This is a genomic window from Desulfovibrio sp. UIB00, from assembly GCF_022508225.1.
Taxonomy (GTDB): Bacteria; Desulfobacterota; Desulfovibrionia; order Desulfovibrionales; family Desulfovibrionaceae; genus Desulfovibrio.
In genome coordinates this window covers 16,952-29,031 of record NZ_JAETXJ010000011.1, presented here as the reverse complement: position 1 = coordinate 29,031, position 12,080 = coordinate 16,952, and the positions used below count along the sequence as shown (strand labels likewise).

Annotated in this window: 9 protein-coding genes; 4 read left to right on the top strand and 5 right to left on the bottom strand. The window is 46.2% G+C overall.

Going from position 1 to position 12,080, the window contains the following annotated elements; translation table 11 throughout:
- The first annotated feature begins 265 nt into the window (after nucleotides 1-265).
- From JMF94_RS13945 to JMF94_RS13930, 4 genes are all read left to right on the top strand, one after another.
- Nucleotides 266-1,513 carry an efflux RND transporter periplasmic adaptor subunit gene (locus JMF94_RS13945; RefSeq protein ID WP_240825845.1) on the top strand — a complete coding sequence of 416 codons (1,248 nt, stop codon included), beginning with the start codon at nucleotides 266-268 and terminating at the stop codon, nucleotides 1,511-1,513.
- Nucleotides 1,514-4,645, top strand: coding sequence for an efflux RND transporter permease subunit (locus tag JMF94_RS13940; RefSeq protein WP_240825844.1), 3,132 nt, complete (start codon nucleotides 1,514-1,516; stop codon nucleotides 4,643-4,645). It begins immediately after the preceding gene.
- 77 nt (nucleotides 4,646-4,722) lie between these two features.
- Entirely contained in the window at nucleotides 4,723-5,784 is a 1,062-nt protein-coding gene (locus JMF94_RS13935; RefSeq protein WP_346770026.1) for a linear amide C-N hydrolase, read from the top strand.
- A gap of 301 nt (nucleotides 5,785-6,085) precedes the next feature.
- Nucleotides 6,086-7,558, top strand: a complete 1,473-nt coding sequence (locus tag JMF94_RS13930) for a diguanylate cyclase (RefSeq protein ID WP_240825841.1) — start codon at nucleotides 6,086-6,088, stop codon at nucleotides 7,556-7,558.
- A gap of 256 nt (nucleotides 7,559-7,814) precedes the next feature.
- Here JMF94_RS13930 and JMF94_RS13925 read toward each other — a convergent pair whose 3' ends face one another.
- The 5 genes from JMF94_RS13925 to JMF94_RS13905 form a co-directional block, all read right to left on the bottom strand.
- A complete protein-coding gene (locus tag JMF94_RS13925; RefSeq protein WP_240825839.1) occupies nucleotides 7,815-8,465 on the bottom strand; it encodes an inovirus-type Gp2 protein in 651 nt (216 codons plus the stop codon).
- 536 nt (nucleotides 8,466-9,001) lie between these two features.
- Complete coding sequence (locus JMF94_RS13920) at nucleotides 9,002-10,804, bottom strand: DUF3987 domain-containing protein (RefSeq protein ID WP_240825838.1); 1,803 nt, start codon at nucleotides 10,802-10,804, stop codon at nucleotides 9,002-9,004.
- 60 nt (nucleotides 10,805-10,864) lie between these two features.
- Nucleotides 10,865-11,131, bottom strand: a complete 267-nt coding sequence (locus JMF94_RS13915) for a hypothetical protein (RefSeq protein WP_240825837.1) — start codon at nucleotides 11,129-11,131, stop codon at nucleotides 10,865-10,867.
- A gap of 1 nt (nucleotide 11,132) precedes the next feature.
- The gene (locus JMF94_RS13910; RefSeq protein ID WP_240825836.1) at nucleotides 11,133-11,411 is read right to left on the bottom strand and encodes a hypothetical protein; all 279 of its coding nucleotides are present in this window, start codon (nucleotides 11,409-11,411) and stop codon (nucleotides 11,133-11,135) included.
- A 356-nt stretch (nucleotides 11,412-11,767) separates the two neighbouring features.
- Nucleotides 11,768-11,977 (bottom strand): helix-turn-helix domain-containing protein, encoded by a 210-nt coding sequence (locus tag JMF94_RS13905; RefSeq protein ID WP_240825835.1) that lies wholly within the window; start codon nucleotides 11,975-11,977, stop codon nucleotides 11,768-11,770.
- Between the last annotated feature and the right edge of the window lie 103 nt (nucleotides 11,978-12,080).

The following is a 12,080-nucleotide window of genomic DNA, read 5'->3' as shown; positions in this document are numbered from 1 at the left end:
AGTTTTGTGTGCATTCATCATTATCGGGTCAGTAATGCCCGAGGCAGAGAGCTTGTGGTATCTGCCAATAGCTCATCCAAAAAAGTCTCCGCATAACACAGATCGGTCAATCGCGGGCTTTTAGTTTTGAGGATATTGCCTCATTCGGTTTGTCAATTAAATTATCTTTTTTTTGAATATATTGTATAAATGGGTATTTTTTATTATTATAATTTATACACATATATTTTTTAATGGCACAGTAATAATAGAAAAAGGGGGCGGCATGAAACCTAAGCATCAAAAGTTCATGATTGTCTTTATTTTATTTTGTATTTCTTTTTTGCAATCAGGATGCTCTGATAATGATCCGTCTTCAAACACCATTTCCTTGGTTAGATATATAACGATTTCAAAAGAACGTATTGCTTTGACAAGTGATCTGCCCGGCAGAGTAACGGCACTGGTCACAGCTGAGGTGCGACCACAGGTTGATGGCATAATTCAGGAAAGGCTTTTTGAAGAAGGTGCCGATGTAGAAAAGGGTGATGTGCTGTATAAGCTTGACGCCGCTGTCTACCAGGCTGCCTACGATACCGCCAAGGCCGAACTTGACGAGGCCTTGATCAGCGTACAGGCTCAACAAAAAAGAGAAAATCGGGTGCGTTCTTTGGCTTCTGCCAATGCTGTGAGCCAGCAGTCACTTGAAGATTCCACCGCGGATAATGGACGCGCAAAGGCGAGAGTTGCTCGCGCCAAGGCTGCTCTTGAGACGGCAGAAATCAATCTTGCCTACACCCGTATCAAGGCCCCCGTATCTGGCCGGATTGGCAGATCGTCCGTTACGCCGGGGGCACTTGTTAATGCCAACCAATCTGCGCCTCTGGCAGTCATTCAGCAAATTGACCGTGTATATGTGGACATGACTCAGTCAAGCGCAGATATGCTGCGTTTACGTCGTATTGCTTCCCAGCTTGGTTCAGCCTGGGGCAAGAGTGCGGCAACGCGGGCTCGCCTTACGCTTGAAGACGGCAGCCCTTATGCCATGTCTCCCGATTCTACCGGAGCTACACAATGGATACTGGGTGACTTGCTGTTCTCAGAAATCAGCGTGACTCAGACCACGGGCAGTGTGAACCTGCGGGCAATATTTCCCAATCCTGAGGGGCTACTGCTTCCCGGTATGTATGTGCGTGTATCGATTGAAGAAGGTGCTATTGAAAATGCCTTGCTGCTGCCACAACGGTCCGTGTTGTCTGGGGCGTCTGGCGGGCATTTTGTGCTCACTCTAAAAAAACTGAATGTTCAGACCAGTGCAAAACACCCGGACGAGACTTTTGCCGTAGTGAAAAAGGATGTTGTGCTCGACCGCCCTTATGGTGGCTATTGGCTGGTCAAATCCGGGCTTGAAGCCGGGGATATCGTAGTGGTTGAAGGGCTTCAAAAAGCCTTGCCCCTTGAGAAGGTCAGGGGAGAGCAGGCCTCGGCAGCCAATATAAAGAAAGATGCCAACCCTCAGCAGGGCAGGTACTAAATGGCTGCTTTCTTTATTAACCGCCCTATTTTTTCTTGTGTCATCGCCATCATGATCATGCTGTGCGGTGGGCTTGCCCTTAGCTCGCTGCCCATTGCCCATTACCCCGATATTGCCGCTCCGCAGATATCCATTATGGGGCAGTACCCTGGTGCTTCTGCGGCTACTGTGGATCAAAGCGTTACCCAGGTTATTGAGCAGCAGATGAAAGGTGTTGATAATCTGCTCTACATGCGGTCTTCAAGCGATTCATATGGTAACGTTGAAATTGTTTTTACGTTTAATGCGGGCATAGATATAGATATCGCCCAAGTGCAGGTACAGAACAAACTGCAGCAGGCCATGCCAATGCTGCCTCAGGCCGTGCAACGGCAAGGTTTACAGGTCAGTAAGGCTGTAGAAAATTCGTTTATGACAATTGCCTTTTACGTCACAGACGGCAGCATGTCCGCTGGCGATCTGAGCGACTACGTGGGCAGCAATCTTATAGACCAGTTGAATCGTGTGGAAGGCATTGGTTCAACCACACTGTACGGCGGCGTAAATGCAATGCGCATTTGGTGCGACCCTGAAAAAATGGAGCAGTTCCATTTAAATCCTCAGGATATAATAACAGCCGTTCAGGCGCAGAATGCCCAGATTGCAGGTGGACAGGTGGGTAATGGCCCAGGCCTGGTAGGGCAGGAGATAAGCATCACGGTAAATGCCGCCTCGCGCCTGCAAACAGTTGAACAGTTTGAAAATATACGGCTTTTAACAGAAAGCAACGGCTCTGTGCTCTACCTCAGCCAGGTTGCCCGTATTGAGTTGAATGAAGAAAGTTTCATGTTTCGGTCGCGCTTTAACGGGTACCCTGCGGTGGGTGTTGCCATCAAGCTGGCTTCTGGGGCCAATGTCATCAATACTACCAATGCCATCAAGGAAATGCTTGCCTCCAACGCACGGTTCTTTCCTGATGGAATGCTCTACGCCTTTGCAGACGACAGGGCTCCGATTGTTGAAAAATCCATCAAGGCAGTTGTAAAAACACTGATTGAAGCCATTGTGCTTGTTGTGGCTGTGATGTTTCTGTTTTTGCAGAATTTTCGTTCAACGCTTATTCCCACTGTTACTGTGCCAGTTGTATTGCTGGGCACATTTGCGGTGCTTTCTGCAGCCGGGTATTCCATAAACACTTTGACCATGTTTGGCATGGTTTTGGCCATTGGTCTGCTGGTGGACGACGCCATTGTGGTTGTTGAAAATGTTGAAAGGCTAATGAAGGAAGAAGGGCTTTCACCCCGAGAAGCCTCTTTGCGCTCAATGACAGAAATAACAGGTGCGCTGGTTGGCGTGGCTGTGGTTATCTCTGCCGTTTTTGTTCCCATGGCCTTTATGTCTGGCTCTACTGGCGTGATTTACAGGCAGTTTTCCATCACCATAGTAACTGCCATGGTACTTTCTGTTATTGTTGCTATTGTGGTCATTCCCGCGTTGTGCTCAACAATGCTACGGGCGCACCATCATGGTACTGTCGGCGGTTTTTTTGGCCGGTTCAATACCTGGTTTGACCGTTTGACCAGATTGTACATTATCAGCCTTACCCGCATGCTGCGCAAGCCCCTGCGCTGGGTGATTGTTTTCGGCCTGGGATTGGCTCTGTGCGGTTTTTTGATGATGCGCCTGCCTTCCGCTTTTTTGCCGGACGAAGATCAGGGTATGCTTTTTCTGGATATCCAGCTGCCGCCTGGGGCCTCATTTGAGCGCACCGCCAAGGTGCTTGAGCAGATTGAAGACTACTTTCGTCTGGAAGAAAAAGACACCGTGCAGAATGTGTTTACTGTAATGGGCTGGGGATTTAGCGGCACAGGGCAGGCCTCTGGCATGGCCTTTGCCCAGCTGAAAGACTGGAGCCAACGCGGAGCAGGCCAGGGTGTTTTTGATCTGCTGGCCCGTGCCAACGACAGGTTTTCCAGCATTCCTGAAGCACAGATTTACGTTATGGCCCCCCCGGCTGTTATGGAGCTTGGCAACTCCACCGGTTTTAACATGGAGCTTATGGACCGCGCCAACCGGGGTCATGAAGAGCTTATGGCTGCCAAGGATTCTTTACTCGAACGCGCCATGCGGCAGGATGGCATAGCATACGCCCGCTATAGCGGCCTGGATGATGCCGAACAGTACCAGCTTCAGATTGATAACAATAGAATCGGAGCAATGGATCTTGACCTGTCAGTGGTTAATGATGCCATTGGCGCATACTGGGGCGGTGAGTATATCAACGATTTCATCGATAAGGGGCGCACGAAGAAGGTTTATCTTCAGGCTGAACCCGCTTTCAGAACCAGCATTGCAGATTTTAACCGTTACTATATCAGAAATTTCAAGGGAGAGATGGTTCCTTTCTCCAGTTTTATTGATGCAAAGTCTATTACAGCATCGCCTAAGCTGACCAGATACCAGGGCGTGCCTTCGGTAAAAATCGAAGGCGAGGCTGCCCGCGGCAAAAGCTCTGGGCAAGCTATGCGGGCCATGGAAAACAGCGCAAAGGATCTGCCTGCCGGGTTTGATGTTGCCTGGACAGGGCTTTCGTATCAGGAACTTCTTTCTGGCAATCAAGCCCCCATGCTGTACAGTATTTCGCTGCTTGTTGTTTTTCTGAGCCTAGCTGCCCTGTACGAAAGCTGGACCGTGCCCCTGTCTGTCTTGCTGGCAGTGCCCACGGGGGTAATTGGCGCGCTTGCCGGGGCTTATGCCCGCAATCTGCACAACGACGTCTATTTTCAGATTGCTCTGCTGACTATTGTGGGTCTTTCGGCCAAAAACTCCATTTTGATTGTGGAGTTTGCCAAGGCTCAGAACGAGGCTGGAAAAAGTCTGATGCAGGCAACCCTTGAAGCTTCGCAATCGCGCCTGCGTCCCATTATCATGACCTCACTCTGTTTTATTCTTGGCGTGATTCCCCTGGCCATAAGCTCTGGGGCTGGTGCTGGTGCGCAGCAGGCCCTGGGCACTGTGGTGATGACGGGCATGCTGACTGCGACTGGCCTTGGCGTGTATTTTACCCCGCTCTTTTTCCTGGTTGTTGTTGGGTATGCGCAAAAAATTAAGGCCGGACAAAAGGCTGCCGAGTGTACGCCTGACCATGCCTAAAAGCGTTTTTTCCTCACGGGTTACACGTGTGACCATCTGGTTTTAGTGCTTGTGAGGTAGCATTCTGCGAGTTGCTGATGTGCTGCAAAACTATTAACGGGGAGATGGTTATGCTTACAAATCGAGCTCTTGCTGCCGCAGTTATCGCCTCCAGTTTGTGCCTTGGGCTGAATGCCACGCCTGCCAGTGCCTGTTCGCGCATTTTGTTTAACCATGGGCCGCACCATGTTGTTGCCCGTACCATGGATCTGTACATACCTGATCACGCAAAAATTGTGGTTTATCCGCAAGGCATGGAAAGAAATGGCGCGGTTACGGTGGGGCAGTCGCATAATTGGATATCAAAGTACGGAAGCGTTACAGTGTCTTCACTGGGGGCGGGAACCTCTGACGGCATCAATGAAAAAGGCTTTGTGGCCAATCTGCTGTATCTGCACGAAACAAAATATGAAGCTCGCGATAATCGCCCCGGTGTGTCCAACGCCATGGTGCTTCAGTTCCTTCTGGATACCTCGGCCTCTGTGAAGGAAGCGCTGGAATCCCTTAATAAGACACAGGTTGTTTCCGAACAGGTGGCCGGTCGAACCTGGCCTCTGCACATATCAATCTCTGATGCATCGGGCGACTCGGCCGTGATTGAATTTGTGGATGGAACCATGGTTGTACACCATGGGAGTGAGTCAAATGTCATGACAAACGAACCACCTCTCGCCTGGCAGCTCAACAACATGAAGCGCTACAAGTATTTTGGCGGCTCTGAGTCATTGCCTGGCGATATTGACCCTGCAAGCCGGTTTCTTCGCGCGTCAGCTTTTCTTAAAACAACTCCTGCGCCCAAAGATACGCGCGATGCGTTGGCCATGGCTTATGGCATTGCCAAAACGGTCTCTGTTCCCAAAGGTTCGGAAAATACATCAAGCATGGTTGGGTCTGAAGATACCTGGCCAACCTTGTGGACTACGCTGGCCGATTCTACCAATCTGTATTACTTTTTTCAGGCTGCCGAATCGCCCAATATGTTTTGGGTAGACCTCAGCAAAATAAATTTTGCCAAGGGTAGCCCTGTGCTGTCAGTTTCTGGTGAAGACCACTCGCTGAATGGCGAAATCTCGGCCAAACTGGTGCAAGAAAAGCGCTAGCACCGTTCTTTATATTGCTTGTTTGTTTTATGTTGTAACAATTTATGAAAAGTGTTTAAGCAGAAAAACATTTTGCAGTGCTGATGTAAATAGGGGTGATGGCCGGTAGACACACCGAGTTCTTTCCCATGGAACTACTGTATTAAAATAAATATCAAATATAAACCTCTGTAATAATAAATATATAGACCTTTTATGAAATAAATATATCAGTCAAGGAATGAGAATTTGATTAACATCTGAAGTTATAAAATAAATCATGCGATTGCTTGTATGAAAATCTTTTGAGGTGGATTCAATTATGTCACACTTCGGACACACCAAACTATCAACGGTTTGTATTTATGGTACAATACTTGCGATTATTATTGGTGTGTCTATTGATTTGGGGCTGGACTTGGTTGAGAGGAGAACCAAGATTATACAAGAAAAACTGGACCTCGCCTCCCAGCAAAGTCAATTTATGAGCCAATGGTTTGGAACGACCGTTGTATCTGCCGATTACGTCCTTCGTGACATTCTCGACAAAATCCGACCAGAGAAAGTTGTAACGTGTGCAGATAATGTTCCAGAATGCCAGCGGTATACTCCTTGGCTTGCCAAAAAAATGGCTACTATACCCAGTGCCTTCAACCTGTTTTTGTTTGATAGTGACTGTAAGGTTCGCGTGTCGGCAGAACCGTTACCTAATGGCATGAGTGGCAATTTGTCATTTTGTATGGTTCGCCAGCCTAAAACTGAAGATCGCATGCGCCTTCAGTACCAACCAGCTGATGAATCCATCTCACTCACTCCTGCAATACTCGTCTCCAGATCTCATGTTTCATCCGAAGGCCGTTTTTTGGGCGGTGCTGCGGCAGCTTTCCATTTTGATGAGCTCCAAAATTGGCTTTTGTCTTTTCCCCTTAGCCCGCATGATGTGTTGGCAGTGATTGATGGCAATGCTCGAGTGTTGGCACTCAATCCCCCGGATTCTGCGAGCCTTGGTGAAACGGCGATACCATCAAGCAATATGCCAATTATTACTGACGCGCGTTCTGCTTCGAACTTTGTTGCTATTTCTCCACTGGATAATCGCATGCGGGCTTACGGTGTCAGCAATGTAGAGAATATTCCTCTTTTATGTGTTGTAGGTTTCGATCTAGATGATAGTTTGAATGAATGGAAAAGCCGAGTGCTTCAGCTTTTTGGGGGATTTCTTGGCATGATATTGCTGTATATGCTTGCACTGCGCGCTCATTTATTGACATTAAAGCAACGGGATGATGTTCGCGCATTGGCAACAACGGATCACCTCACAGGTGTTGCAAATCGCCGTCGACTGGTTTTAGAGGGGGAACAAAACGTATTACTCAGTCTCAGATATAAAAGGCCATTGTCGATAGCAATGATTGATATCGACAAGTTCAAGTCTGTTAACGATCAATGGGGGCATCCGACCGGTGACAGGGCCATCCAGGCTCTTGCCAATGCCATGTCAGGCATCACCAGAATTCAGGATGTGGTGGGGCGTATTGGTGGGGAAGAATTTGTAATAATATTGCCAGAGACTGACTTGAATGGCGCTGTTGTGATCGCAGAACGTCTACGTGAGTATATCCAAAATGATGTTTGTGTTGCTTCCGATGAAAATGTTACTGTCAGATTTACAATAAGTATAGGAATTGCAACGCTCACTATGAAAGATAAAAAATTCGATGACTTGTTGATGCGGGCCGATAAGGCGTTGTATGCTGCAAAAAATGGAGGCAGAAATCAAGTTTTTGCAGTCTAGGTACGCTAAGGTAATAAACTGAGTCCCGTTGGCATCTGCTGAAAATGGTAATTAAACATGATTCATTAAAAAATAATTTGATAAAATTGCTTTAGCGACTGTGGGTAGTGGATAACGTACTCAATTCGGGGAATGATATGGTACACGTTATAAAACGTTCATTTTTTACATGTTGATTGCTGTCTTTTTTTGATGTCGTAGTTGTATTGTGCTTATTGCATTTAGATTGTGGTTATTTGTGCTGTTTAATTATGTCTTAGTTTGACCTAATATTTGCCTCTTGTGTATAAATATTATCATTTATCATGGATGAGGATGACACTCTTGACCCTTTGGGATTGTGCTCCTTGGATCTTGTTTTAGCCAGATAACTCCCAGCATAAACTGCTTTATTCTTCTGATGTTCAAAATCATCAGAGTTCCTATCGATCATTATGCCCTTCCGTCCGTTACTCTCAGAAAAATGAACAAGGCCATCGTTATCGGTATCAAGCTTGTTCTTCACTTGTTCATTAAGTTCTGCATAAATTGAGTACCCATTTTGTATTGCATTGCCATTGGCAAATATCATGGCATGGTAATGCGGGTTAGACTCTGCTGATGTTTGTTCTGTTGCTACAATGACTTTGAGATCTGGCTTATTCTTTGAAGATTTAAACTTTGTATTGATATTTCTCTTAGTGTTTTCAATTGCACGTGTGACTTCTCTTCGTGTCAGTGTTCTTCCTGAATTTTTCTCTGAATGTATATCAAGTCTTACAGCAAGAACCTTAGAGTGATTTAATGTCATGTGCTCAATGTTGTCAGTTAGTTGATCTAATGTTTTAGTGTTGCATGGAAGATTATTGTGTTTACCTGTGTTGATTGTGTATCCACGATACGTACTTGATGTTGTGGCGCTTTGCATTGTATATATCCAAATTTAAAATGTTCATTGTATTTATCTTGTTAAATAATTAATAACTTGGATATGCATTTGGGTAATGCATATCCAAGTGTAACATGTCTTTTTAGCAAGAGATGATCAATGATGTATTTTTTTTACTAATGACTGTTTGATGGATATGATTGATTTATTCATTTTAAATATGAACTTAAGACTGTATTTATTATTAAGATACTATTATTTTCCGGGGTAATTGTGATTTGGTGTATTCGTATATGCAGGGCTTAAAAATAATATCATTAATAAAAATCAGCATAATATATTATGCGACAAAGTTTATTTCATGATGGCCGACAATGATGCCGAGTTTCTTTTTCGCAATGATTGTAATATTATGCTCTATGCATAGTCATGCCCCTCGATGTTTGTGGATAAGGCAGCTTCAAATAGGAATAACACGTCGATTTTGCCTGGAAATTAGACAAAAAAGGCGTCTAGGCCAAAAACCTAGACGCCTTTTGGTGTACGCGATTGGACAATTAAGCACTTTTCTAAAATTATGCACAGCGATAGAAATTGTGATGCAGAATGACCTTCAGATTGTTTGTGGCATCGTCGTATACAGCTAAATAGTTATGTGCTTCAAGTAACCGTAGCGCGTTGTTTACCTCTTTAGACTTACTTCCAACGCGTTGCTGTAGAGTTGTCGAGTCTATCCCCTCCGTTATGAGCTTACCCCGTTCCCAGCTATCATTGATATGGATTAAGCTTTCAATGATTCTTCTTGCAACGCTGTAAGCGATCAATCCAGAGGGGCTGTAAGCGTGATTGATATGCGTAAAAGAAGCGCGAACCAGGTCAATCCCTGCCTGCATTTCTTTGGCGCTGATGAGATGTAAATGCGGTTGCTCGTTATTCCATGCATGAATATCCCATGCAAAGCGCACTGCTTGTCCATGTGCCTTCAGCATACAAGGAGCTGCATCTTCAGGCATACGTTGGATCTCGTTCATGCGAATATCATGCTCAAATTCTTTCACAAGTTCTAGCGCTTCTGGGGATACGCCAACTTCATAGCGGTCGGCATTTTTATTTTGCGTGTGAAAAATTTGGAGGAGGTCTGTTATCTTTGATCTATATGTCGTAAGACAATCTTTCACATTAAATCCAAAATTGGCATTTTGCACACTGGAGTGAAAAAACGGTATAAAACGAGCAGTTACGCCATTTTCATTCAAGGTGTCGTTGCCATACAACTTACAGGCCACAACAGGCTGCACTAGGTTGATCATTGGCAACGCAGGATGTGTCAAATTGATTTGTCTCTTGGCATTTTCGTATATGTACGGTTCCTGCGTGTGACCCCGAAGAAATAGGTTTGCAGACTCTGGCGAACAAACCATCTTGCTTATGACCATATTGCCTTCAGCGGTTATACACCCTTGACATTCACCCTGCTCACTAAGAGTGGCCGCTAGCTGAAAAGGTGTGGCCTTATCTACCAATAACTGGACCCTAGGGGAAATCTCCACAGCTTGTGCTAGGTTGCTATTGAATTGCGCTGCTTCGTCAATAGCTCGTTGCAGAATAGCCAACTCGTTTTTCTGCCCCATCGCAGCCCCTTCCTTAAGCGCAGCTTCAATTATCGTCCTTGACCGACGTTCCGTTGCCTTTGCAGTCAGCCGCTTCTTCTCTTTGACATTCCTTGAGCGTTCCTCATGGGTTTCGTTAAGTTGAGCGCAAAACAGATCGAATGGTTCACGAAGATGGCTTGCAAGTGAAGACTTTCTTGTGCCAGCGCTGGAGACTTGCAGCAACATATCAACAGCAGGTTCAGACCAAGAATCATCTAGCTTGATGGAAACCCTGCCCCACGTTGCAATGGAAACGGCTCCCATTATGGCATATGCTATTCCAAGAGGCTGCAGGCCAGTGACACTAGAAAGGTAATTTGCGGTAGTGCGTATACCATGTGGCATAGAGAATGGGATCTGCCAGTCTAGAGATAAATTTTCGATCGGAGTAATTTGAACCCTACTTAACCTCGATTGATATCGGTAGATGCGATTTTTGCGCTCATTTTCTTCCGCGTTTCTTTTGTATTCTTTTGCTGCTTTGCAACACCGGTTCGCCCGCTCCAACACTTCAAGAGGATCCACAGAGGTATGACCTTGAAAGTGAAATCTATGCGACTCGGTCTGGGGAAACTCCGTATTGCTCGGTGCAGGTGAAGCCCGGAGAAAATTTTGTCCAGATGGCAGGGGAACGTTATTTTGCGGGAGGACAGCATTGGGCCCAAAACCCATTCTAGCTCCCCCTCCATTTTTCTCGGCGAAATCGACAAGGCCATCATAACTCATAAAATTCCTCCTTGTTGCAAGCACCTGGCGGAAGCGAGTCTCCCGCCAGGTAGCTTGGCGTTAGCTCTTCAGGGAAATAGAAATTTCCGAATCCTCAGGGACAACCTCAAACCGATATCTCGTCTTAATGCTAATCGTACTCACCCTATCGAGCTTTTCTCGAGAGGTAGCCGCGATATTTTTCAGAGCAGAAAGAAGCACCTTTTCGACTGTGTCGCTAATTGGGGCACCGAAACCAGTCGTCGAAAATTCCAGTGGAAGAATTTCCACATCGACAGTCTTGCCCTCAAGACTCGGGATGGTGCCAGTCTCATTGATTGTACTCATCCTAGTCCTCCTTGCTGTATTGCGTTAAGGTTGCACCGTCGTCAGTATACTCCACCCGGACATACCCTGAGTCATTTTCTGCAAACGGTGATAAGGCTTTGATCGCAGTAGACACAGTGACGACCTCATATGCCGGGGCCATTGGAGTAAGATTGTCTTTCATGAAGAGGTCCGCCAAGATTTCTGTGAACTGCGATTTGCTCAGACCCTGACGCAGCATGATAGCAAGACCCGGATGTCCCGCGCGGTAATCGTCAGCAACGGCCTTGCATTTTGCCATTTTTTCAGAGGCAGAAAGCCGGTTGCGTTTTTTTGTCGTATGGATGTGGCAAAATCGGATTTACTCGTTTCAGCGGCACGAGCAGTATGGCTGCTTATTGAGGCCTGTTCTTTTTCGTTGTGGTCGTTCAAAGTTGATCTCCTTATGAGCGCCCTCGGCAGCGCTGCTGCGATTGGGCGCATGATTGATCGGCCGTTCATCTAACGGGATAACGGTGTTATGTAATATTGAGTAGCCCAGCTTTAAGTATTTCAGGCTCTGTTGATTAATCGCGTTGACCCATAGTTGACAGTCTGTTCATTTGGCAACAGTTATTGGAAGCATCCTCATTCCCACCGGTAGTGATGAGGGGGTGGTTAGTTGCCCGTCTCGATTTTGTGCGCCTGCATGTACTTAGCGATGTCAGCCTCTGAATAACGAACAAGCCGAGTGCCGACTTTCACATAAGGGAAACCCGTGCCTTTAAAGCGCTGCTTTTGGAGCGACGAACAACTTATGCCTGTGAGCATTGCGACCTGTTTTTCAGTAAGCCAACGGGGCTGATTGGCTTGAGTTTCTGCCTGCATTTGCAATCACCTCCTTCAAGTAAGTTGATTGCATACTAGCAGCTGACAAATGACCCGGCACTGTTATTCTTCTTTCCAACTAACTGGGGATTTTTTTTATTTG